Genomic DNA, 23,668 nt, shown 5'->3' on the forward strand with positions numbered 1-23,668 from the left:
CGACGCGGTATCGGCGAGTGCGGTGCTGCATCAAGGCCGCCCTTTCGTGACGGAGGAACGGGCGGGAATGGCCGAGAGCAGTTCCCGGGTGTACTCGTGCTGGGGGCTGTCGAAAATATCGGTGGTGTAACCGGTTTCGACGATGCGGCCCTCGCGCATCACCGCGACTCGGTCGCTGATGCGGCGCACGACGGCCAGGTCATGGGAGATGAACAGATAGCTCAGTCGCAGTTCGGTCTGTAGGCGGTCGAGCAGGTCAAGGATCTGGGCCTGTACCGAGGCGTCCAGCGCGGAGACCGGTTCGTCGAGCACGAGCAGGTCGGGGTGCAGCGCGAGTGCACGTGCGATCGCGACCCGTTGGCGCTGCCCGCCGGACAGTTCGGCGGGACGGCGCTGCGTGAACCGCTCGGGCAAGGCGACCTGTCCGAGCAGTTCCCGTACTCGGGCTCGCCGCGCCTTGCGGTCGCCGACTCCATAGGCGCGCAACGGTTCCTCGATGATCGACTCGACGCGCCAGCGTGGATCCAGGGAGGCGTACGGGTTCTGGTACACCACCTGGAACCGTTGGCGCAGCGCCCGTAACTCGGGCCCTCGGACCTTGGTCAGCTCGTGCCCGTCGAAGGTGACCGCACCGCTGTCGGGTTCGGTGAGTCGCAGCGCGATCCGCGCGGTGGTGGACTTGCCGGAGCCGGATTCGCCGACAAGCGACAGCGTTTCGCCGCGTCCGAGGTCGAAACCGACACCGGCGACCGCGGTTACCGATCCACCGGCGCGCGCACGGAAGCGCTTGTGCACCTGGCGAACAGACAGCAGTGGTGTGCCCTCGCTTGCGCGCCGAGGACGGAACCCGCCGAACGGCGCCAAGCTCGGGGACGCCGCGAGCAGCCGCTTCGTATACGGGTGCCGAGGTTGGGCGAGCACCTGTGCGGTAGTGCCCGTTTCGACAACCTCACCGCCGTTCAACACCACCAGACGATCGGCGCGCTCGGCGGCCACCGCGAGATCATGGGTAATCAGCAGCACAGCGGTGCCACGGGCGGCGATCTGCTCGGCGAGCCCGTCGAGCACTCGCCGCGCCACGGTTGCATCGAGCGCACTGGTCGGCTCGTCGGCGATCACCAGCTCCGGCCCGCAGATCAGTGCCGCCGCGATCAGCACCCGCTGCCGCTGCCCACCGGACAGCTCGTGCGGATACTGCGACGCCCGCAGCTCCGGCCGATCCAGCCCAGCCTCGGCGAGCAACTCCACCGCCCGCAGCCTGGCACCGTGCCGATCGGCCCGACCGTGCACGATCAGTGCCTCGGCGACCTGATCACCAACCCGCTGCACGGGATTCAGCGACAGACCGGGATCCTGCGGCACGTACCCGATCCGAGCCCCACGAATTCCGCGCAGCGCCCGCTCCGACTTGGTGTCGATAACCTCCCCATCGAAACTGATCGTCCCGCTGATGATTTCGGCATTCGCCCCCAGTAACCCGATCACCGCCTGAGCGAGCGTCGACTTCCCCGAACCGGATTCGCCGACCAGTGCGACTACCTCACCACGCGCCACGGTGAGCGAGGCGCCCGCCAGCGCCGTCACGGGGTCGGAGTCGGACCGGTAGCGCACATGGAGACCATCGATACGCAGCAATGCGGTGTCGGGCCGCGATAACTCGACCTGGGAGGCTCGTGGCGTGCCCTCGGCGAAGGAGCACGGTGGTAGCGCGTCGATTCCATCGGATCGGTTGACGTCGCCACGGAAATCGTTGTCGCTCATGCGTGCTCACTCCTGTTTGCGGCGCGGCCGAGGCGCTGCGCGGCGAGAACGACCGCGATGATCACCAGGCCGGGCAGCGTGGTCATCCACCAGGCGGTGGCAAGATAGTTGCGTCCCTCGGAGATCAGCGAGCCCCACTCGGGGGTAGGGGGTTTCGCGCCATAGCCGAGGAAACTCAGCGCCGAGACCGCGAGCACGGCCATGCCGAACTCGACCGCGGCCAAGGCGAGCACCGGCTGGTAGGCGTTAGGGAGCACGTGCCGGGTGAGCACGCTGTACCAGCGGACGCCGGAGGCATGCGCGGCTTCGACGAAGGGTGATCGGTGTACCCGTAGTACCTCCGAGCGCATCACGCGTGCGAAGTTGGCGACCAGCGAAACACCCACGGCGATAGCCACATTGCGGGTACCGAAGCCGAGCGCGGTGACCAGTGCCAGCGAAAGCAGCAGTGCCGGGATGGATAACAGCACATCGACGAATCGCATGATGAGCGTATCCACCACGCCACCGATCGAACCGGACAACAATCCGAGCAGCGACCCCGCGACCAACGCGATGGCTACCGCGGAGAGCGTGGCAGTCAGCGAAAGCCCCGCACCGTGCACCATCCGGGTGTACAGGTCACGGCCGAGGTTGTCGGTACCGAACCAGTGCGCAGCGCTCGGCCCCTGAAACTTCTGGGCGGGCACACCGGTGAGCGGATCGCCGCTGGCGAAAACGGACGGGAACAGTGCCCATCCCAGCGCGATCAGCACGACCACGACGGCGACGACCAACGCGGTATTGCCGCGCAACGTCTTCCCGCGCAGCACCGGCCGCCGCAGCCACGGCGCAGCCACGCTGCGCCGCTCGTCGAGCACGTCAACCACGGACGTTCACCTCCTCGATGTTGTCGGCGGCCGCGGTGCCCGCACGCTGGGTGCGGCCCGCGATCCGCGGATCCAGCAGCGGATACAACAGATCCACCGCGAGGTTGACCGTCACGAAAACCGTCGAGGTCAACAGCACGATGCCCTGCACGACCGGAATATCCTGAGCGAGTACGGAAGTCTGGGTCAGACGCCCGACCCCGGTTCTGGCGAATACGGTCTCCACCACCACCGACCCGGCCAGCATGTTCCCGACAAGCACCCCTGCGATGGTGAAGGTTGGCAACGCCGCCGAGCGCAGCACGTGCTTGCGCTGCACCCACCACCGCGAACCGCCCTTGGCCAGCGCCACGTCGACGAACGGCTGCCGCCACGTCGATTCCAATCCCGCAGCGAGTACCTGAGCGATCACCGCGCCGATCGGGATGGCAAGGGTGAGGGCGGGCAGGATGGTGCCCGTGATGCCGTGACCACCGAACGCGGGGACCAGCCGGAACTGGAACGAGAACAGTTGCAGCAGCAGCAGTCCGGTCCAGAACGTCGGCACCGACACACCGAGCGACGGCAGCGAGCGCAGCGCATTACGCAACCAGCGACGACGCGAATAGGATGCGGCGAAAGCCAGCGAAACACCGCCGACGGTCGCGAAAAGCAGTGCCAGCGAGGCCAATCCGAGCGTGGCAGGCAGCGCGTCACCGATGGCATGGGTGACCGGCTGTCCTGTCGAGATGGAATGGCCGAGATCGCCTTGTACAGCCTTCGTCAATGCGGTCCAATACTGCTCCCAGAGTGGACGGTCCAGCCCATATCTGGCCTGTAGCTCCGCGATCGCGGCCTTGTCGATCGCCGTGCCGGAGCCGCCGGAATCGGCGGCGATGGACACCGGATCGGCGGGCAGCAGGTAGAGCACGACGAACGAGATGGTGAAGGCCGCCCACAGCACCCCCACCGCCTGGAGTGCGCGCAGCGTCACATACCGGGCCATCGCTACCGCCCGCTCAACCAGGTGTCGAAGAACTGTAGCCGCGCCGATGCCTCGAACTTCAGATCCTGCACGGTGCTACCTGCGCCGATGGCCTGGGACAGTTCGACGGTCGGAATCCACAGACCCGAATCGAGCACCGACTTCTGAGCGGTCTGGATGAGCGCGGTACGCGCGGCGGTATCGCCGGTACTCAGCTGGCCGTCCAATGCGTCATCCAGCGCCGGGATACGTTCGCGGGCATTCAGATTGCGTCCGTCCACACTGAACGCGGTGCGCAGGATGTCGCCGTCGGCGCGGGTGGAGTTGTAGTAGAGGCTGTCGTAGTCCTTGGAGTTCTGCCTGGCCGTGTACTCCGCGCCCGCTACCAGATCCAGTTTCAGCTCGACGCCGATCTGCCGAAGCTGCTGCTGCACCAGTTCGAGGATCGCCTGATTGCCCGCGAATACCTGGCTGAACAGGACCGAGAAGGCCAGCCGCTCACCATTTTTGACGCGAATACCGTCGCCGCCGGGCGTCCAGCCCGCTCGGTCGAGGATGCCGCGAGCCCGGGCTTGGTCGTAGGTCAGTGTGGACGAGAGATCCTGATAGCCCGGTGTGCTGCTGGCCAGCGAGCTCGTCGCGGTCTTGAATTGCGGGCCGAGCACGGTATCGATGAGCTGTTTACGGTCGATCGCGGGCAGCAGTGCCTGGCGGACCGCGGCATCGCGCAAAGGTCCTCGGGTCACGTTGGGCTGGAGGCCGAAGGGCACGCCAGGGTTCGCGGTGCTCAGAATCCGCCCGCCGGTCGCCTCGATCTGCGGCGCGTCCTGCGGCAGGGCGTCGCTGATGGCGTCGAGCTGGCCGGAGCCGAGACTGCCGGTGCGGACACCGGATTCGGGGACGACGGTGAATTCGATCTTGTCGAGGTAGGCCTCGCCGCGGTGGGCGAACACCGCCGAGCCCCAGTGGTATCCCGCGCGTTTGACCAGCGTCGCCGAGGCGTCCTGACGGTAGTTCGCGTAGGTGAACGGTCCGCTGCCGACATTGTCGCCGGTGCAGCGCTGCTCGGCGGGTTTGGCGGTGGTGGCCTCGGCGAGGATGCCGAGCTGCGCGGTCGAGGTTGCCTGTAGGAATTGGGCGTTCGGCTTGCTGAACTCCACCCGTGCGGTCAGCTTGTCGACGGGGATGGTCGCGGCATAGTTGGTGAGGTAGCTGGCGCCGAGCGGCGTCTTCGCCGCGCCGAGCGTGATGACCGAATCGAAGGTCTTCCGCACCGATTCCGCTGTCAGCGGCGTGCCGTCGCTGAAGGTGACGCCGTCTACGAGATGGAAGGTGAAGACCTTCGCGTCGGGGCTGACTTCCCAGCTCTGCGCCAGCCACGGCTTCAGTTCACCGGTCTCGGGATCCTGATCGGTCAGCGAATCCACAATCTGACGGCTGAGGTACAGCGACTGATTGGTGCTCGACTGTGCGGGATCGGAGCAGGTCGGCGCCACCGAAAGGCCGTAGCGCAGCGTGCCGCCCGGCTTGGGCGGACCCGCGTCGACGCCGGTCCGTGCCGAATCACTGCCGCAGGCGGCAAGACTCGCTGCCGCGGTGATGGCGGCGGCCACGGCCGCGATTCGATAGCGGGAACGGATCACGGTGCTACTCCAGATGTTTCGGTGCGGACAAGCTCGCCATGGGAATCCAGGTCGTACTCGGTGGGCGGTCGGACGGGAATGTCGTTGTCGGTGGCCGTATTCGTGGCCAGTGGCCTGCTGTGGAAGCGGCGGCGCAGTTCGGGCGCCACCTCGGCCTGGAACAACTCGAGGCTGTCGCGGTGCTGAATCTCGCTGCGCCCGTCGCGATCCGCGGCCAGGTGGGTCACCTCGTGGCCGAAGAGCTCGTGCTGGCGGCCGACTTTGTCGATTACCTGCTCGGGGCTGCCGACCAGCGCGGAACTGCGCGTGAGGAAGTCCTCGAGGGTCTCGAATACCACCGGCAGACCGAGCTCGCGAGCCAGTGCGAGGCGCGCCTGGAAGATCGGCCGGAATACATCCGCGGCCTCCTGTGAAGTCCTGGCTACGTGGAATCCGGCGGTTCCAGCGCCGACCAGTGCGTCGGCGGGTTTGTGCCCGTGGAACTCCCACCGTTCCCGGTAGTGACGCACCAGATCGGCATACGGCTCGATGGGATTGGTGACATTCGCCGAGAACAGCGGATCGCCGTGGCGCGCGGCCAGTTCCACCGAGTCTCGACTTGTCGCGCTGCCGTGCCAGACCCGAATGCGCGGCTGCCACGGTCGCGGCAGCGCCTTCGCCGCGCGCAGCTCGGGCCGGAACCGGCCCGACCACGTCACGCTATCGCTGGCCCACAGCTCCCGAAACAGTTCGTAGCCTTCGCGATTGCGATCCCACTGATCGTCGGTGGTGACGTGGAACAGCTCCGCCTGCGCGCTGCCGTTGCCCTTGCCGATGATCAGCTCCAGCCTGCCGCCGGAAAGGTTGTCCAGCGTCGAGTAGTCCTCGAAGGCGCGCACCGGATCGAGCAGGCTCAGCGTGGTGACCGCGGTGAACAACGAGATACGTGAGGTGACCGCGGCAATGTGGCTGAGGATCACCGGCGGTGCGGCCGAGAGGAACGGATCCTCGTGCCGCTCACCGACGGCGAACCCGTCGTAGCCGAGCTCTTCGGCGATCCCGGCCTGTTCGATGACATTGCGCAGGCGTTCTCTTGTTCCGGGCAGCCGCCCGGTTATCGGATCAGGCACCCGGGTAACCAGGGTGAACAGTAGGAACTTCATGCGCGGGCTCCCGCTCCGATAGTGCCGAGCGCACCGACGAGGTCGGCGGATTCGCCGGTGGCGGCCGTAGTGCCCAACTCGTCAGGGGAGCCTGGTACACCGCCGACGTCGGCAGCGCCGGATGCGATGGACGCACTCATATCGAGGTCCTTCGAAGAAACGTACGAGACCGGTCCCTCATCAGGCGGTCACATCACCCGGCCAGCGACGGGTGCACTATCTGGCGGCGCTGTCAGGCGCGACAACTCGCGGAGGTGACGCGGCATTGGTCGATATGGTGACGGGCCCAACGGTTGTCGCATTGTTCGGTGATCATTTCGGTTCCTCCATCGTTCCCGGCGGAAGCACCCGCACCCGGCGAGCGGGGGGTTGCTGCGACGTCCACGAGCCAGGTCTCTCGGTCGCTCTGGATGGTGCGGCCTGTGGCGAGCACGGGCCGTCGAAGGTCTAGCCGAATCAGCATGCGAAGTAAGGGCACTCCAGAACAAGGTTAGGAATCATCCTGAGTGCAGCCCTTGTCCGGGTGACCCGATCCCGCGATCATTTAGCCCGTCGCCACGAGAAGTGCCATCTCCCACCTCGCGGACTGATCCTGGGCCACGCGACGCGCCGGAAATTTGCCAGCCGAAAGAAGCCCTGTTGAGCGGGTTTGCCGGAGTAGCCTGACCTCGATCTTTCCGACGATGAGAGAGGCTCGTTGTGACCGTTGTGCGCCGTTTGACCACGTTGACCGCGATCGCGACCACTGCGGCCGCGCTAGCCCTCGCTGCCCCGGCCACCGCCTCGGGGGCTCCAGCCGCTCCCGCGACCCCGGCCGCTGCCGATCGCCCGGGTGTGGCTCGAACGGCCGCTCCCAATGATCTACTCGGCGCCTACCAGGCGGCGATCGACGCATTGCGCGGCTTCGGCATGGACCCGTTCCTGTACCCGACCGCCGCAGCGTTCTGTTCCGACGACGCCACCCTCGGCCTTGTCCCCGCCGTCGCGGGCGCCGTCCCCGGCCCGTGGCCCAAGACCGCCGTGAACATCCCCGGCCTCGACCTCACCGCCGTCAAGGCGGGCCAGACCATGTTCACCTTCGTCCCCTACGGCATCGCTCCCGACACCTCGACCGTGTCCGGCATGCGCGTCGCCTGGATGAACCTGAGCAATGGCCGCAGCGGCCTCACCTCGATGGGCCCGCTTTCCGACATCGTCCGCGCCATGGTCCCCGCCGAGGTTCCCCAGGAAATCCGCCCCCTCGCCGAACGCGCGATCCAGGACTTCTTCTTCGCCGCCCTCCCGGTCGGCGGCGTCCGCGCGGTCCCGGTGGACACGGGCTCGGGAACTGTACTGGCCGCGGTCTTCGGCACGGTCGAAAACGCGGGCCGCTCCTGCTTCTTCCTCCCGACCATCGGCCTCACCTCGGTCCGATAGCCACTGCTCGAGGGGTGAGTGCGCGATCCTTCCAGCGAAGCTCGCCGCGTCGACGAGCGCGGCGGGATCGTGCCCACAGCCACAGGTAGGCGCCGATGGACAGTGGATGAGCAAGTGCCGCAAGGGTATCTACGGCTGTTATGGGTCCGCCGGATTCGGTGGAACGAGACAGTAGACGTCCTGCCACGGCGGCGCAATAGCCGAGCAGGCCGGCGCGGCGGACCCGGCCGCTGCCGGTGACGGCAGCCAGCGGTGGAACCCAAAACCCCAGTGCCGCAACGGTGCCGACCGCCGCGCCAGCGGCCGCGGATCCGCCATAGGCGGACCACAGCCAACGCGTATATCCCGCTTCGAGTTCGGCGGCCCCACCGTACATGCGGGTGCTCGCCAGCGGGCCGGCGGCGACCAGGGCAGTGCGGAAACCGTTGCGGCGCAATAGGCGAGCGATATCCAGGTCCTCGGTCGGGCTGGCCGCCACCGCGCGGTGGCCGCCGATAGCGCGGTAGGCGGCGGTATCGAAGACCATGAACTGCCCGCATGCCACCGCCGTCGAAGGTCGGGTGCTGCGGTTGGCCACCGAGATCGGCAGTGTGGACGCCCATGACCAGCACAGCAGCGGTTGGACCAATGCCTCCGCAGCCGATCCGGCTCGCTGTCCAGGCCACGGCGAGAGCAGCGCGACATCGCGACGGTGGAATTCGGCTGCCGCCGCGGCGACCGCATTCGGTGCGAGGCGGATGTCGGCATCGAGAAAGATCAGCATCGGTGCATCGACGAGCTCGGACAGTCGCGCGCACGCCGCGGCCTTGCCGGTCCAGCCTGGGCTGGGCTCGATGTCGTTGCGCAGCACCGTGAATCGCTTGTCGCCTGCTACCGCACCGACGGCCGCGGCATGAGTGCCATCGCTGGAGACGTCATCGAGGATCAGCACCCGCAAAAGTGGGACTCCGATCTGTGCGCGCAGATCGGCGATCAACGCGGGCAGCCGCCGCGCCTCGTTGCGAGCGGGAATGCAGATCGTGATCGGCCCGATGGCGGGCGCCGCGGTATCGGACAGGCGATGCACCCGCGCGCGGTTGTGCAGGGCAATGGCACTGCCGAGCAGTGCGATGCCAGTTCCTGCGCGGGTCAGTAGCAAGCCGACCGAAGCCGGATTCGCGCCGGCCCGGCGGTTCACGAGTTCGGCGTCACGAGTTCAGCGGCGCTGCCGTTGCTGCCACAGGCTGCTGAACGAGAAGCCTTCCGGTGCGCCGGGCGGAGCGGGGTTGCGATTCATAAAGGCCATTGCGGCGATGATGGCGGCGACGGCGAGGGTGATGCCGCCGACAATTCCCGCCCAGCCCGCGAAGGAGCGGGTGTTCGGATCGGCGTAGCTGACCTCGGCGCGCAGGGTGGACACATCGCCGGGCGGCAGCTTCCACGACACAGTGGAATCGTCGTCGCGGTTGCCGTTGGTCTTGGCGACGCGAGCCGGGAACGCCACGGTGAACTGCACGTCGGAGCCGTGCGGCGGAACGGATTTCAGATCGACCCTGCCATTGAGGCTGACCAGGTCGCCGGTGCGCTGGAACTGGAGGTTGAACATGCCCTGCGTCTGTTCGGAAAGCGCGCCGAGCTGGGAAATCTCGCCAAAGGACAGATCATCGAAGAACACCTTGCTGCCCACATACCCGTCCTGGCTGTAAGGCTCGACCCGCACCTTCGTCGCCAGCGAATCGGGCGACTTCAGCTGCGGGCCTTTGTCGTTGGGGTCGGCGGGGACGACGGCCGCGACAATCCGGCCGGACACCCTGTCATTGGACGACACACCCATCGATACCTGTACGCGCAGGCAGCCGGCGAGCACCGGCACCAGCAATGCCGCCAGCAGGACAGCCGCCGCGACTCTGACCCCGAGGCGGGGCCGGCGCGGCGACGTTAGAACCGGAGCGGCGGGTGATGTGGTGAGAGGACTCGGCTGCACGGGTCACATCGTGCCAGGCCATCGGTTCAGATTGCCACGCGACGGGCGGAACCGTTCTCGTTGTGTTCCCCTCGGGACCGGCGCAGCCGCGCTACCAGCGGAAGCCCGAGGAGCCCGAGCCCGACCACGCCGTAACAGGCCGAGGCGGGCAGATCCAGAAACACCGCGTGCGCGAGCGCGGACCCCAGCCAGGTCCACAGGAAAATCGCGACCGGAACCGCCGTATTCGAGCCGGACGGCCGCACCTCGCGCGCGGCCCGCTCCCACACCGTCAGCGCCAGCGCCATCAGCACCGCGACCGCGAACCAGCCCAGGTAATTGGTCACGGGAATCTGCACCAGCCCCGGCACCCCCGAATCGGTATCGCACCAACTCCACTGCCCATCTGCCACCATTTGCGGATCCAAGTACAGATCCCACCCCACAGCACCCACGGCCGTCAGCCCGATCCGGCCGATCGCCCCACGTGCCAACAGTCCGGCAACCACCCACACCGGATACAGCCCGCCGGTCCACGCGAGCGCCACAACCAACGGCACCCCGGCGATGTCGGGCCCGAGCCTGCCGTCCGCGTAGTCGTAGCAGCCGAACGGGAATCCCGTTGCGGTACCGACGACCTCGGCGACGAGGCCGATCCCTGACACGATGACCAAGAATCCGGCGGCATATCCGAGCCCGCGAGTAGTCCCTGCGTGGACGAGCGCGGTAGCGGCGGAGAGCAACACGACCACGGTGGTCACCGCATCACGGGCGTCCCCCGAGGTCAGTGGATAGGCGATCTGCGCGAGCACCAACGCCATCGCGAACAACGCGGGTACCAGGTCGAGTGGCCCTGGTCGAAATGTGGCCGCCGCAGCGGATGCTGTTGCCGCAAGCTGTCGCAGGAACGCCGCGGTGTGCCGCCCCGATGTTCGCGCGCGTTGTCGATCCGGATGTTCTCGGTCCGGCCTCCCGGAGGCAAGCGCCTCCGGCCGACCGGCTTTCGGGTGGATGGGGTCCGTCATCGTTTTCTGGGTAGTGGGAACCGTTTCCGGCGTTGGTCGCGTAGGACGAGTTGTGCGGCACTACGGCCGCTCGCTCCCGATACGCCACCGCCGGGATGAGTCGACGCGCCGGTCAAGTACAGGCCGGGTGCATTCGGAACACGTTGTCCCGAAAGTTCGGGCAGCGGTCGCCACAGCATCATCTGGTCCAATGACATCTCGATGTGCATCACATTGCCGCCGCGCAAGCCCATCTCGCGTTCCAGATCGACCGGTGTCTGTACGTGGCGTCGCAGCACCGAGTCGGCAAAACCCGGTGCGTAGAAATCGACTTCTGCGATGATTCGGTCGGCTTCGTGGTCGGCGTGCTCGGCCCAGTCGGTGCCGTCGGCCAGTTGGTAGGGGTGCCACTGGGCCCACAGCGAGAGTTGGTGCTCCCCGAGCGGGGCGATGCTCGCGTCGAGTGCGCTGAAACTCATGGCGAGCACAACGGGGCGTGGCGGGAGGTCGCCGGCGAGCGCGGCGCCGTGCGCTCGACGCAGCTGTCGCCGATCGGAGACCAGAAACTGAAGGCCGTTCGCGGACTCGTCGATCGAGCTGCCCGGATATCGCGGCAGTGACCGGGTCGCCAATCGCACCACCATGCCGATGCCGGGCCCGACGCGGATGCGGCGCTGCCAGTCGTCGAGCACGCCCGCGTTGTATCCGCCGTCTCGCAACAGGTCCAATGTGGTGAGCACGTGGGTGCCAGCAATCACGGTGCCCGCGTGCAGGTTTCGGCCCGAGGCGGTGTGTACGCGCCAGGCGTCGCCCGTGCGTTCCAGCGCGGTGACCGCATCACCCGCCGACACCGTGCCGCCGTCGGCACGCAGTCGCGCGACAAGCGCCGCGGATAGCGCACCGCTACCGCCGACAGCGCGACCGGGCGGCAGGGTGTGCATAAGTGCGGCGAAACCCACCATCGGCGCGGTGCCAGGCTCTGACATGGGCGGACCCGACTGCGCGCCGAACCACGCCAGCGACGCTTTGAGCCGCTCATTGTCGAAGTAGCTGTCCAAAAGGGCATCGCCGGACTGTAGAAACTCCCGTGACAGCGCACTGCCACCGGCGCGCGCGTCAAGACCCCAGAACGAACGCAGCAACCTGCCCGGTGTGGGGGAGCCGCCGAATGCCCGCATTACCCGTGTGGTGCGTGGGCCCCAGGCGTTGACGAATCGCCGGTACGCGGCGGCGTCGCGAGCACCGCAGGCCTCGGCGATCGAGGCGCAGGTTCGATCGAGATCGCGATGGAACACGATCGGCGGGTCGCCATCGGGACCCCCCGGTGTGAACCCCCATGGATCACAATCGATGTAGCGCAGCCCGAACCGCGCCAGTTCGAGCTCCTCGATGATCCCGGTGTGTCGCACCATGATGTGCGCGGAGGATCCGCGGTCGACCAGATGACCAGGGAAGCGTTCGACGGTCGACACCGCGCCGCCGAGCACATCGTCACGTTCGAGCACCTCGACCCGATGTCCGGCGCGCGCCAGGTAACAGGCCGCGACGAGCGCGTTGTGGCCCGACCCGACCACGACAACTGTCACGTGACCCTCACCAGCGCATCCCCTCCTCGGCCGCTCACATTCGCAGCCGGAGCCGTCGGCCGATGCATGTTCACAGTGGGAGCCGTCGGCCGAGGATGGCGAACGGCCGGGTGTCGCCCGCGAACACGAAGTCCCTGACCACATCGGTGAACCCGAGCCGCCGATACAGCCGCCACGCCCGGTTGCCCTCCTGCGCCACTTCGGGCGTGGACAGCAGCACCGCGCTTTCGGGACGGTCCCGCAGCAACCGCGCCAGCAGGATCGCCCCGATGCCGCGGCCCTGGGCCGCCGGGTGCACATGCAGCTCGGTGAGCTCGAAATAGTCCGAGAGTAGTTCGCGCGCAGAGTGTTCCGGCCATCCTGTGCGTCGCATACCGCTGTGTACCTGCTGATGCCACCACTGGTGTGCGGCGCCACGATAGCCGTAGGCGATCGCGACGATCGGCGACGACCGGAGGTCGAAGTGCCCGGAATCGTCGGGCACGACCGCGGCGACCGCCTGCCAGCCGGGACGGGTGGTGTGCTCGGTCCACATCGGCGCGCGGTGCTGCTCGGTGCCGCGCGGATACTCCATCGCCGCGACATACACGGCCAGCGCATCGTGCAGCCGGGAGCGCAGGGTCGCAACCGAGAGGTCGACGATGACAGGTGCGGGGGCGTGATTGGGCTTGACGGCAGTCATGGCTCTCGTCGGGCCGCGCTGGCGCGGAAGTTGTCGGTGGGTGTCTCTATATTCAATCTCAATTCAAACGTTCGAATACCTGTTCGATCCGCGCGGTGGGTGAGAAGTCGGTCTCCGCGCACACGATGGGGCGGGCGCGCGATTGTGGAGGGACGGCTGATGTCTGGTCGGATCGAAGGTGTGGGACAACCCGGTAGGGCGGGAAAGCTGCTGAAGAAGGCCGACGGCCTACTGATGCAAGCGGCAGGCGAGGAGGATCCGCGTGAGCGATTCCGGACCGCGTATCTCGCGGCGTTGCGCGGCGCGGGCGCGGTGCTCGCGTTCACTGGTGCTGACGCCGCGCCGCGGGCGCGTTCGCGTAATGCCTGGGTGCTCTTGCAGCGCGCGGCCCCCGAATTCGTGATGTGGGCGGACTACTTCAGCGCGCGCTCGGAGACGCGCGCCGCGCTGGAGGCCGGCCTCGATCGTGATGTCGATGACCAGCAGGCCGACGAGTTCTATTCGCGGGTAGGCGCATTCCTGCACGACGTGGAGGATCTCATCGACGTGGGGGCGCGGTTGCGTCCGGCGCCGGGCTGGAACAGCGGCATCACCGCATAGTCATCGGCGAGTCGCCGACCGTCTCATCGACGCTGCGCCCGCCGCAATTTGGCGACAGACTCGGCTCGCTGCACCCATTAGGTGGTACGGCATTGATCGAACTCGTATCATTGGTGACAGATAGCCGCCAAGGTCGGCTGTCTGTCGCCTACCCGGAGGCGACAGCCAAGTCCTAGTGCCGGGGGAGGTACCGTGCCACTCTCCGAGCACGAGCAGCGCATGCTCGAACAAATCGAGAGCGCTCTCTATGCTGAGGATCCGAAGTTCGCCTCGTCCGTCCGCGGCGGACGCCTTCGCTCGACCTCGAGTCGTCGCAGACTCCAGGCCGCAGCTTTGTTCGTCCTTGGTCTGTTTCTACTCGTCGCTGGCATCGCCGCTCCGGTGAAGCTCGGCGACTTTCCGATCATCAGTCTGATCGGATTCATTGTCATGTTCGCCGCAGGCGTGCTGCTGCTGGTCGGCAGTTCGAAGGGTATCGCCAAGGGTGACCGGTCGGGCGAAGCCCAATCCGGTGACGCGAGCGGCGGTGCGAGCGGACGTGGGCGCCAGCGCAAGTCCGGCGGCTTCTCCGAGCGCATGGAGGATCGGTTCCGGCGACGGTTCGAGCAGGAGTAGCTCGGGCTTAGCCGAACATCGCAACATTACAGACGGCGACGCCGCACCGATTCGGTGCGGCGTCGCCGTCTTGCGTGCGAAACGCCCAACGGTCAGATGATCTTCGAGCAGGTTTCGTTCGATGCCCCACATCGCCCCACGAAGATCCCCGCGGTGCCCCATTCATCCGCTGAATCCGGCGACACCGGGGTGTTTGCTGGGTGTTGTCGGGCGGCTGTCCAGCCGGGCGGCGCGTGTCGGCGAACACCTGAAAAGTTCTCCACCGTGGTGATAGCTGGGATGACCTGCGGAATCGCCGAAGCGGGGAGCCAGATCACCCCGCGTTTCGATTGAAAGTGGGGGAAAGTGGGGTAATGTGGAGCGCGCTACACAGGTAAGTCATACATCCGAGGTGATCGTGCTCTCCGCGCAAGCGGGGTAGATCCGGGAGGTATCGGGTTGTTTCTCGGTACGTACACACCTCGGTTGGATGACAAGGGGCGACTCACGTTGCCTGCAAAGTTTCGAGACGATCTGGCGGGAGGGTTGATGGTCACGAAGGGTCAAGACCACAGCCTGGCCGTTTATCCCAAGGATGAGTTCACCGCGCTCGCTCGTCGAGCTGCGGCGGCGTCTCGGAGCAACCCGCAGGCTCGCGCGTTCGTCCGTGCGCTGGCAGCCGGAACCGATGAGCAACGTCCGGATGCCCAGGGTCGGATCGTGTTGTCGGCCGATCATCGTCGCTATGCGAGCCTGGACAAGGAATGCGTGGTGATCGGGTCGGTCGACTTCCTCGAGATATGGGACAAGCAGGCGTGGGATTCCTACCTCGCCGAGCACGAGGAGGACTACGCGGAAGCGAGAGACGAGTCGCTGGGCGGAATCTTCTAACCGAGCGAACGAGTGCCACGCGGCCTCTGCCCGGACGTGGACCCTGACGTACTTCCCCGACGCCAGGTGCCGTGTTTCGGACAGAGACCACGCGGCATTCGTATTTTCGAAAGCAGCTGTCTATCAAGGCGACCCGTCCGATGGTCGGACACTTATCCGCCGACGCGCTCCAAGTAGTGCAGGACGACGCGAGGCAAAATCCGGGAGGTCGAGGTGAACCGTGAACAGCACGGTCCCCGCCATGTTCCGGTTCTGCTCAGGCGAGCTGACGATCTGCTCGGGCCCGCACTCGGTGAACCCGATGCTGTCTATATAGACGCCACCCTCGGACTCGGCGGGCACGCCGAGCACTTCCTGCGGACCTATCCACAGATCCGCCTGATCGGACTCGATCGTGACGCCTCGGCGCTGGCACTCGCTGCCGAGCGGCTACGTCCGTACGAGGACCGAATCACTCTGGTGCACACTCGATATGACGGCATCGCCGAGGCGCTGAAGGAAGCCGGGCTCGCCAGCACCGGCTCGGTGAGCGCCATCCTGATGGACCTCGGTGTGTCCTCGATGCAGCTGGACGAGGCCGATCGTGGCTTCGCCTACTCCGTCGACGCGCCGCTGGACATGCGGATGGATCCGACCACCGGCATCACCGCCGCCGATGTACTGAATACCTACAGCCACGGCGATCTGGCTCGCGTGCTGAAAACCTATGGGGAGGAACGCTTCGCGGGCCGGATCGCGTCGGAGGTGTTGCGGCGGCGACAGCAGAAGCCGTTCACCACGAGCGCCGAACTCGTCGAGGTGCTCTATGCCTCGATCCCGGCCGCGACAAGGCGGACCGGCGGACATCCCGCCAAGCGGACCTTCCAGGCGCTGCGGATCGAGGTCAACCACGAGCTCGACTCGTTGCGTGCCGCGCTACCCGCGGCGCTCGATTCGCTGCGGGTCGGTGGACGGATCGTGGTGATGTCCTACCAGTCGCTCGAGGACAAGGTCGTCAAGCAGGAGCTCGCGCCGCGCACCACATCGCGGACGCCGGTGGACCTACCGGTCGAATTGCCCGGTATGGGACCGGAATTCAGGCTGTTGACCCGTGGCGCCGAGAAGGCGACCGAGCAGGAGATCGAGGAGAACCCGCGCGCGACACCGGTACGGATGCGCGCGGCAGAGAGAATTCAGGAGGGGAAATAATGAGTGTTCGGACGCGTGCCGTCGATGCGCCGGGCCGGGTCGCCCGCCGGGTTCAGGCCGCCGAGCGAGTCAAATCCGGTGCGGCGCAACGTGCGTACGCCCGCCGTCGACTGCGTGCCGAACAACTCACCGACACCCCCGATCTACCGAAGCGCCGAACTTCGGTCATGGCGACCCGAATTCCTTTCGTGGCGGCCATCATTGCGTTGCTCGGCTGCGGGCTCGCCTTCACGCTGCTGCTGACCACAAGGGCGGCCGAGGACAGCTACCAGCTCGGTGACGCCAGACTGGTCAACAGGAAGCTCTCGGAGGAGCGGGCAGCGTTGCAACGCGAGGTGGAGGCCGCCGACTCGGCGCCGGAACTCGCGGCACGGGCCCGCGAGCTCGGCATGATCCCGGCCAAGGATCCCGCCCGCATCGTGGTCGCTCCGGACGGCACCGTCACTGTGATCGGCAAACCGACTCCCGCGCAGGGGCCGCCGGTGCCGCCGCTGAACTCCGCGCCCGCGCCGATCACCTCGCAGCCCGGCCATGTGTTGGCACAGGGTGAGCGAGTGGTGCCGGTCCCGTCGTCGCGGCCGTCCGATCAGGCGAACGCGGCTCAGGCCAACGGCACGCAGGCGCACCCTTCGCCGATCGGTCCGACGCCGACCAGCCCGATACCCGCTGCGCCGAGCCCGACTCCGGCCGTTCCCGCGCAGGGGACGGTGGCGCCGTCCTCGGTGTCGCCACTACCGCCCGCCGACGCGCCGCTGCCCGAAGGAGCGCTGCCCGAAGCGGCGCAGCCTGGCGCACCGGAGGGGCAAGCGCTGGAAGGGCAAGCGCCGCAAGGTGAATCGTCGCAGGAACCGGCTCCGCAGCCGGACGGGCCACAGGAGCAGGCTGTGCCGGGTGGGGGCACGCAATGACCCAGACCAGGCCCGCGCCGCGCCAGCGGCGCGGGCCGAATCCATCCAGAGCACCGAGACCTGCCAAGCACAAGGACCGCCCGCTGCGGCTTCGGCTCGGCGTCGGCCGGATCGTGATGTTGGTCGCGCTGTTGGTTGTCGCAATCCAATTGCTCTGGGTCCAGAGCTTCGCCGCGCCCGGCCTTTCGGAGCAGGCGGCGAGTCAGCGCACCACATTCAAGATCGAGGAAGCCACCCGTGGCCCGATCACCGATCGTAACGGCAAGTCGCTCGCGTTCACCGTCAGTGCGAAGTCGTTGACCTTCCAGCCGGTTCCGGTTCGCAAGCAACTCGAGGACGCCAAAGCCAAGAGCTCGAAGGCGCCGGATCCGGACGAGCGGTTGCGCGCCATCGCGAAGATCATCCACGAGAAGCTCGGTAAGGACGCGCCGAGTGAGTCGGAGTTGCTGCAAAAGATGCGTAGCGACCAGACATTCGTCTATCTCGCCCGCAACGTCGACTCGCGCATCGCCTCCGACATCCAAGTGCAGTACCCGGAGGTCGGCGCCGACCGGCAGGACGTCCGTGAGCACCCCGGCGGTTCGCTCGCGGCCAATGTCATCGGCGCGACGGGATGGGACGGCCACGGCCAGATGGGGCTCGAATCCTCGATGGACTCGGTGCTGGCAGGCACCGACGGGTCGCATACCTACGACCGGGGCTCCGATGGCGCGGTCATCCCCGGCAGTTGGCGCGACAAGCAGTCCGCCGTGAACGGCACCGGTGTCGAGCTGACCCTCGATTCGGACCTGCAGTACTACGTGCAGCAGCAGGTGCAACAGGCCAAGGAGATGTCGGGAGCCAACTCGGCTTCCGCGGTGGTGCTCGACGCCAAATCCGGCCAGGTGCTTGCGATGTCCAACGACAACACCTTCAATCCCAAGCTGGGCCCCCAGAATTGGGGCAACTCCGAGATGTTCAACCCCTCGGTGTCCGACCCGTTCGAGCCCGGTTCGGTGAACAAGATCGTCACCGCGTCCGCGGCCATCGAATACGGATTGACCAATCCCGACGAGGTGCTACAGGTTCCCGGTGAGATCCGGATGTCGGGTGTGACGGTCCACGATGCCTGGGTGCACGGCGTGGCGCCGTACACCACCACCGGTATCTTCGGTAAGTCGTCCAATGTCGGGACGCTGATGCTGGCACAGCGGGTCGGTGAGGATCGGTTCGCGGACATGGTGAACCGATTCGGTCTCGGCCAGCGCACCGGTGTCGGGCTGCCCGGCGAGAGCACCGGCCAGGTTCCGGCACGCGACCAATGGTCGGGCGGCACCTTCGCGAACCTGCCCATCGGCCAGGGCCTTTCGATGACCACCCTGCAGATGACCGGGATGTACCAGGCGATCGCCAACGACGGAATGCGGATCCCGCCGCGGATCGTCAAGGCGAAGGTCGCACCCGACGGCACCAGGACCGAAGAGACGGCGCCCGACGGCGTGCGCGTGGTGAGTCCGCAGACCGCGGCGACACTGCGCACCATGTTTCAGGCGGTGGTGCAGAAGGATCCGATGGGCGTCCAGATGGGTACCGGCAGCCCCGCGGCGGTCGAGGGCTATCAGGTCGCAGGCAAGACCGGCACCGCGCAGAAGGTCGATCCAGGCTGCCGCTGCTACTCGACCTCGTCGTTCTACATCACTTTCGCCGGGATGGCGCCCGCGGACAACCCGCGCTATGTCATCGGCCTGATGCTGGACGCGCCGATCCGCAGCTCCGACGGTAGCGGTGGCGGCTCGGCGGCCCCGCTGTTCCACAACATCGCCTCGTGGGCGTTGCAACGTGATCGCATTCCGCCTTCGCCGGAACCGGCCAAACGGTTCGTTCTGCAGGCTCCGTAAAACCATGATGCTGTCGTTTTACCTCGTTTCGCCCAGCGTGTCCCCGCTCCGGCGGGAACATGCCGGGGCGGTGCGGGGTGCCCGCGGTCGCTTCGCCAGACTTGCGAGGTCGAATCGGTGAGCCGCGTTGTCCGGTCGTGAGCCGACGTCGGTAACCTGACTCCTCGTTCCGCACCATTCGTCCAGTCCATATTGTCCGTGCCGATACCCGAGAGGAGCCCTGTGCCCGCGCAGTCCAACCAGCACGCGCTCCGGCCGACCCACCCGCGGTCGACGTCGTTGTCCACCGTGCTGGAGCTGACCGGCGCGAGCACGCCGGGCCCCGCCCCCACCGACCTTCTCGTCACGGGTATCGAACAGCGCTCGAATGCGGTGCGGCCCGGCGACCTGTTCGCGGCTCTGCCCGGCGCGCAGGCGCACGGTGCCCGGTTCGCGCGCGACGCCGTCGATCGTGGCGCGGTCGCGGTATTCACCGATGCGGCGGGCGCGGAACTGGCGGGCGAGCTCGGTGTGCCGGTGCTGGTGCGTGAGCAGCCGAGGTCGGTGCTCGGCGAGCTGTCGGCGGCGCTCTACGGCAATCCGTCGCAGCGGCTGCGCATCGTGGGTATCACCGGTACCTCCGGCAAGACAACCACCGCATATCTGGTGGAGGCGGGGCTGGCCGCCGGTGGCCTTTCCACCGCGCTGATCGGCACCATCGAGACCCGGATCGGTGGCCGCAGGGTCCCGAGCGCGCTGACGACGCCCGAGGCGCCACAGCTGCACGCGATGTTCGCGTTGATGGTCGAGCAGGGCGTGGACGCGGTCGTGATGGAGGTGTCCAGTCACGCGCTCGCGCTCGGCCGGGTCGACGGTGTGCGCTTCGCGGTGGGCGGTTTCACCAACCTGTCGCAGGACCATCTGGACTTCCACGCCGACTTCGAGGACTACTTCGCCGCCAAGCGCATGCTGTTCGAGCCCGAGTCGCCGGTGGCCGCGCGCACCGCGGTGATCTGTGTCGACGACCAGTGGGGACAGCGCCTCGCCGACGGGCTCGTCGGCCCGACCACGGTGTCCACCAACGGTTCCGCCGACTGGTATGTCGAAGGCCCTGTCGCGGTGCACGGCGGCGAACAAGACTTCACCGCCGTGGGACCCGACGTGAGTGTCGATGTGCGCCTGCGACTTCCAGGCAGCTACAACATCGCCAACGGACTGCTCGCGGTCGCGCTGTGCGCGGCGGCGGGTGTCGATCCGGCGATCGCGGGGCCGGCGCTCGCCGCCGTCGATGTGCCGGGCCGGATGCAGCGGGTGGAATGTGGCCAGGATTTCCTCGCCATCGTCGATTACGCGCACAAGCCCGCTGCGGTCGAATCGGTGATCGCCACCCTGCGCGGGTATCTCGCGACGGCGGCCGAACCCACCGGCCGGCTCGCGGTGGTCCTCGGCGCGGGGGGCGACCGGGACGCGGGCAAGCGGCCGCTGATGGGTGCGGCCGCGGCGCGCGGCGCGGACCTGGCGATCATTACCGATGACAACCCGCGCAGCGAGGACCCCGCTGCCATCCGCGCCGCCATGCGTGCGGGTATCCAAGACATTCCGGCCGAGGAGCGCGGCGAGATCAGGGAAATCGGCGATCGGGCCGAGGCCATCGCCGCCGCGGTCGACTGGGCGCGACCAGGTGACGTGGTGCTCGTCGCGGGCAAGGGGCACGAAGCAGGGCAAGAGATCAAGGGTGTGAAGCATCCGTTCGACGACCGCGACGTGCTCGCCGCGGCATTGGAGCGGAGCCTCGGCAGCGATACACAACGAAGTCCGGACAGTTCGGACGCGGAGGATTTGACGGTTTCATGATCGAGATGACACTGCGGGAGATCGCGGACGTTGTCGGCGGCACGCTGCACGACGTACCCGACCCGGAGGTGACGGTGCCGGGTTCGGTCGAATTCGATTCGCGTCGAATCGGTTCCGGAGATCTGTTCCTGGCCCTGCCGGGCGAGCATTCCGACGGCCACGAATACGCCGCCGCGGCCATCGCCGCGGGCGCGGTCGCGGTGCTCGCGGCTCGGCCGGTGGGAGTGCCCGCGATCGTGGTGGCACCCGCTTCCGGTTCGGTGCCCGCGACTTCGGTTGCGCTGAGCCATGATTCGGACGGCTCTGGAGCCGCGGTGCTCGCCGCGCTCGCCGCGCTCGCGCGCACCAGCGTCGAACGGCTCAGCGCCACAGGCGGACTCACCGTTGTCGGGGTGACCGGTTCCTCCGGCAAGACCTCGACCAAGGACCTGCTCGCCGCGGTGCTCGCGCCCTTGGGTCCGGTGGTCGCCCCGCCGGGATCGTTCAACAACGAACTCGGCCATCCGTGGACCGCGCTGCGCGCCGACGCCGACACCCGATTCCTGGTGCTGGAACTGTCCGCGCGCGGCCCGGGCCACATTGCCGCGCTCGCACAGGTCGCGCCGCCGCGGATCGGTGTCGTCCTCAATGTCGGCACCGCCCACCTCGGCGAGTTCGGCAGCCGCGAGGCGATCGCGAAGACGAAGGGCGAACTGGTCGAAGCACTTCCCTCGGCGGGACTTGCTGTGCTCAACGCCGATGATCAGCAGGTGGCCGCGATGGCCGATCGCACCACCGCACGCGTGGTGACGGTCGGGCAGACCGAGCGTGCCGACCTGCGGGCCACCGACATCCGGCTCGACGACGAGGCACGCGCTGGCTTCACCATGCACACCCCGACCGGCAGTGTCGCGGTGCGGCTCGCGGTGCACGGCGAACATCAGGTCGGCAACGCGCTCGCCGCCGCCGCGGTGGCACTGGAATGTGGCGCGGACCTCGACACCGTCGCGCAGGCGCTCTCCGGTGCCCATGCCGCGTCGGCCCGCCGGATGGATGTACGGACCACCGCCGACGGCGTCACCGTGGTCAACGACTCCTACAACGCCAATCCGGATTCGGTGCGAGCCGCGCTCAAGGCGCTGGTCACCATGTCGCGCTCGGGTGACACCGCACGGCGCAGCTGGGCGGTGCTCGGCGAAATGGGCGAACTCGGCGAGGAATCGGTGATCGAGCACGACCGGATAGGACGTCTCGCGGTACGTCTCGATGTCGACCGGCTGATCGTGGTCGGCACCGGAAGGCCGTCCCGGGCGATGCATCAGGGAGCGGTGATGGAAGGCTCATGGGGCGAGGAGTCGATTCTCGTGCCGGATATCGGCTCAGCCATCGCGCTGCTCGACGACGAGGTCGCTGCGGGCGACGTGGTGTTGGTCAAGGCATCGAAATCGGTCGGCCTCTGGGAGGTTGCCGAACATCTGACCGGTGCGGCGCGTGCACGGGGTCACGCGGGTGGGACCAGCGCGGGGACTGACACGGAGGCGGCAGGCGTGAGCGAACGAACTGAAGACACAGCGGCACTTCACCGAATGACGGAGCCGAGCGTTGGCGAGGCGGAGTCGTGAGTGAGCGAAGTGAACGAAGTGAAGACACAGCGGCGCTCTGCCGAATGACGGAGCCGAGCGTTAGCGAGGCGGAGTCGTGAGGCAAATTCTATTCGCGGCGGGCATCGCGCTAGCGGTGTCGATCCTGCTGACGCCGTTACTGATTCGGACCTTCGCCAAGCAGGGCTTCGGCCAGGAGATCCGGGTCGACGGCCCGGCGAGCCACCAGGCCAAGCGTGGCACCCCGACCATGGGTGGTGTCGCCATCCTGATCGGCCTGTGGGCCGGTTACCTCGGCTCGCATCTGATCGGCATCGGCTACGACGCCGAAGGGCCGACCGCGTCGGGCCTGCTCGTGCTCGGTCTGACCACCGCGCTCGGTCTCGTCGGTTTCCTCGACGACTTCATCAAGTTGCGCAAGCAGCGCAACCTCGGCCTGACCGCCGCGGGCAAGTACCTCGGTCAGCTGGCCGCGGCAGTGATCTTCGGCGTGCTCGCCCTGCAATTCCGTGGCGAGAGCGGGCTCACCCCGGCCAGTCGGCACCTGTCCTACGTCCGCGATATCACCACGGTGTCGATGGGTGCGATCATTTTTCTTGCCTTCGTCTGCATCATCGTGGTCGCTTGGTCCAACGCGGTGAACCTCACCGACGGCCTCGACGGGCTCGCGGCGGGCTCGATGAGCCTGGTACTCGGCGGCTACGTGGTGATCTCGTTCTGGCAGTACTACCACGCATGCGCGATCAAGCCGGAAGCCGGCTGCTACAACGTGCGTGACCCACTCGACCTGGCCCTTGTCTGCGCCGCCGGCGCGGCCGCGTGCGTCGGGTTCCTCTGGTGGAACGCCGCACCGGCCAAGATCTTCATGGGTGACACCGGCTCGCTCGCGCTCGGCGGCATGCTTGCGGGTTTGTCCATCACCACCAGGACCGAGCTGCTGATGGTTGTCATCGGCGCGTTGTTCGTGGCGGAGGCGGCCTCGGTGGTGTTGCAGGTGGCGGTGTATCGCACCACCCGCAATCGGTTGTTCAAGATGGCGCCGTTCCATCATCACTTCGAGCTGAGCAAGTGGGCCGAAACTACGGTGATCATCCGTTTCTGGTTGCTCGCGGCGATTGCCTCCGCGGTCGGACTCGGGCTCTTCTATAGCGAATACCTCTCCGCGGTCGGGTGAATTAGCGATGGTCG

21 protein-coding genes and 1 riboswitch are annotated in these 23,668 nt (G+C 67.3%); of the genes, 10 read left to right on the forward strand and 11 right to left on the reverse strand.

Annotated elements, in window-relative coordinates:
• Positions 1-30: 30 nt before the first annotated feature.
• Genes ACLMAJ_RS10355 through ACLMAJ_RS10380 form a run of 6 tightly spaced genes read right to left on the reverse strand, consistent with a single transcriptional unit; the run spans position 31 to position 6,519 of the window.
• Positions 31-1,761, reverse strand: a complete 1,731-nt coding sequence (locus ACLMAJ_RS10355) for a dipeptide ABC transporter ATP-binding protein (RefSeq protein ID WP_412013362.1) — start codon at positions 1,759-1,761, stop codon at positions 31-33.
• A complete protein-coding gene (locus ACLMAJ_RS10360) occupies positions 1,758-2,630 on the reverse strand; it encodes an ABC transporter permease (RefSeq protein WP_412013363.1) in 873 nt (290 codons plus the stop codon). The genes ACLMAJ_RS10355 and ACLMAJ_RS10360 overlap by 4 nt, the downstream gene beginning before the upstream one ends.
• A complete protein-coding gene (locus ACLMAJ_RS10365) occupies positions 2,623-3,615 on the reverse strand; it encodes an ABC transporter permease (protein ID WP_412013364.1) in 993 nt (330 codons plus the stop codon). Before ACLMAJ_RS10365 ends, ACLMAJ_RS10360 begins: the two co-directional genes overlap by 8 nt.
• A 2-nt stretch (positions 3,616-3,617) precedes the next feature.
• Positions 3,618-5,237 (reverse strand): ABC transporter substrate-binding protein, encoded by a 1,620-nt coding sequence (locus ACLMAJ_RS10370; protein ID WP_412013365.1) that lies wholly within the window; start codon positions 5,235-5,237, stop codon positions 3,618-3,620.
• Positions 5,234-6,379: an LLM class flavin-dependent oxidoreductase gene (locus ACLMAJ_RS10375; RefSeq protein ID WP_412013366.1), complete on the reverse strand. Its 1,146-nt coding sequence runs from the start codon at positions 6,377-6,379 to the stop codon at positions 5,234-5,236. Before ACLMAJ_RS10375 ends, ACLMAJ_RS10370 begins: the two co-directional genes overlap by 4 nt.
• Positions 6,376-6,519 (reverse strand): hypothetical protein, encoded by a 144-nt coding sequence (locus ACLMAJ_RS10380; protein ID WP_412013367.1) that lies wholly within the window; start codon positions 6,517-6,519, stop codon positions 6,376-6,378. Before ACLMAJ_RS10380 ends, ACLMAJ_RS10375 begins: the two co-directional genes overlap by 4 nt.
• A 183-nt stretch (positions 6,520-6,702) precedes the next feature.
• Positions 6,703-6,796, reverse strand: a riboswitch (SAM riboswitch).
• 282 nt (positions 6,797-7,078) lie between these two features.
• Between ACLMAJ_RS10380 and ACLMAJ_RS10385 the strand changes: the two genes are divergently transcribed.
• On the forward strand, positions 7,079-7,795 hold the full coding sequence (locus ACLMAJ_RS10385) for a hypothetical protein (protein ID WP_412013368.1): 717 nt from the start codon (positions 7,079-7,081) through the stop codon (positions 7,793-7,795).
• Here ACLMAJ_RS10385 and ACLMAJ_RS10390 read toward each other — a convergent pair.
• From ACLMAJ_RS10390 to ACLMAJ_RS10410, 5 genes are all read right to left on the reverse strand, one after another.
• Positions 7,779-8,972, reverse strand: coding sequence for a glycosyltransferase family 2 protein (locus tag ACLMAJ_RS10390; protein WP_412013369.1), 1,194 nt, complete (start codon positions 8,970-8,972; stop codon positions 7,779-7,781). The genes ACLMAJ_RS10385 and ACLMAJ_RS10390 overlap by 17 nt on opposite strands.
• A gap of 18 nt (positions 8,973-8,990) precedes the next feature.
• Positions 8,991-9,758: an LppM family (lipo)protein gene (locus ACLMAJ_RS10395; protein ID WP_412013371.1), complete on the reverse strand. Its 768-nt coding sequence runs from the start codon at positions 9,756-9,758 to the stop codon at positions 8,991-8,993.
• A gap of 26 nt (positions 9,759-9,784) precedes the next feature.
• On the reverse strand, positions 9,785-10,558 hold the full coding sequence (locus tag ACLMAJ_RS10400) for a carotenoid biosynthesis protein (RefSeq protein ID WP_412013671.1): 774 nt from the start codon (positions 10,556-10,558) through the stop codon (positions 9,785-9,787).
• Between the two features lie 200 nt (positions 10,559-10,758).
• Positions 10,759-12,327 carry a phytoene desaturase family protein gene (locus tag ACLMAJ_RS10405; protein WP_412013372.1) on the reverse strand — a complete coding sequence of 523 codons (1,569 nt, stop codon included), beginning with the start codon at positions 12,325-12,327 and terminating at the stop codon, positions 10,759-10,761.
• Between the two features lie 70 nt (positions 12,328-12,397).
• Positions 12,398-13,009, reverse strand: coding sequence for a GNAT family N-acetyltransferase (locus tag ACLMAJ_RS10410; protein ID WP_412013373.1), 612 nt, complete (start codon positions 13,007-13,009; stop codon positions 12,398-12,400).
• Between the two features lie 159 nt (positions 13,010-13,168).
• Between ACLMAJ_RS10410 and ACLMAJ_RS10415 the strand changes: the two genes are divergently transcribed.
• From ACLMAJ_RS10415 to mraY, 9 genes are all read left to right on the forward strand, one after another.
• Positions 13,169-13,609 (forward strand): SAV_6107 family HEPN domain-containing protein, encoded by a 441-nt coding sequence (locus ACLMAJ_RS10415; protein WP_412013374.1) that lies wholly within the window; start codon positions 13,169-13,171, stop codon positions 13,607-13,609.
• Between the two features lie 192 nt (positions 13,610-13,801).
• The gene (locus ACLMAJ_RS10420) at positions 13,802-14,224 is read left to right on the forward strand and encodes a DUF3040 domain-containing protein (protein ID WP_412013375.1); all 423 of its coding nucleotides are present in this window, start codon (positions 13,802-13,804) and stop codon (positions 14,222-14,224) included.
• 438 nt (positions 14,225-14,662) lie between these two features.
• The gene (mraZ, locus tag ACLMAJ_RS10425; protein ID WP_412013376.1) at positions 14,663-15,094 is read left to right on the forward strand and encodes a division/cell wall cluster transcriptional repressor MraZ; all 432 of its coding nucleotides are present in this window, start codon (positions 14,663-14,665) and stop codon (positions 15,092-15,094) included.
• Between the two features lie 213 nt (positions 15,095-15,307).
• Positions 15,308-16,282 carry a 16S rRNA (cytosine(1402)-N(4))-methyltransferase RsmH gene (gene rsmH, locus ACLMAJ_RS10430; RefSeq protein WP_412013377.1) on the forward strand — a complete coding sequence of 325 codons (975 nt, stop codon included), beginning with the start codon at positions 15,308-15,310 and terminating at the stop codon, positions 16,280-16,282.
• On the forward strand, positions 16,282-17,190 hold the full coding sequence (gene ftsL, locus ACLMAJ_RS10435; RefSeq protein ID WP_412013378.1) for a cell division protein FtsL: 909 nt from the start codon (positions 16,282-16,284) through the stop codon (positions 17,188-17,190). Before rsmH ends, ftsL begins: the two co-directional genes overlap by 1 nt.
• Complete coding sequence (locus tag ACLMAJ_RS10440) at positions 17,187-19,067, forward strand: peptidoglycan D,D-transpeptidase FtsI family protein (protein ID WP_412013379.1); 1,881 nt, start codon at positions 17,187-17,189, stop codon at positions 19,065-19,067. Before ftsL ends, ACLMAJ_RS10440 begins: the two co-directional genes overlap by 4 nt.
• A gap of 222 nt (positions 19,068-19,289) precedes the next feature.
• Entirely contained in the window at positions 19,290-20,900 is a 1,611-nt protein-coding gene (locus tag ACLMAJ_RS10445; protein WP_412013380.1) for a UDP-N-acetylmuramoyl-L-alanyl-D-glutamate--2,6-diaminopimelate ligase, read from the forward strand.
• Complete coding sequence (locus tag ACLMAJ_RS10450) at positions 20,897-22,501, forward strand: UDP-N-acetylmuramoyl-tripeptide--D-alanyl-D-alanine ligase (RefSeq protein ID WP_412013381.1); 1,605 nt, start codon at positions 20,897-20,899, stop codon at positions 22,499-22,501. The genes ACLMAJ_RS10445 and ACLMAJ_RS10450 overlap by 4 nt, the downstream gene beginning before the upstream one ends.
• Before the next feature lie 76 nt (positions 22,502-22,577).
• Complete coding sequence (gene mraY, locus ACLMAJ_RS10455) at positions 22,578-23,654, forward strand: phospho-N-acetylmuramoyl-pentapeptide-transferase (RefSeq protein ID WP_412013382.1); 1,077 nt, start codon at positions 22,578-22,580, stop codon at positions 23,652-23,654.
• Positions 23,655-23,668 lie beyond the last annotated feature (14 nt).

The sequence above is a fragment of the Nocardia arseniciresistens genome (assembly GCF_046764875.1).
GTDB classification, from domain to species: domain Bacteria; phylum Actinomycetota; class Actinomycetes; order Mycobacteriales; family Mycobacteriaceae; genus Nocardia; species Nocardia arseniciresistens.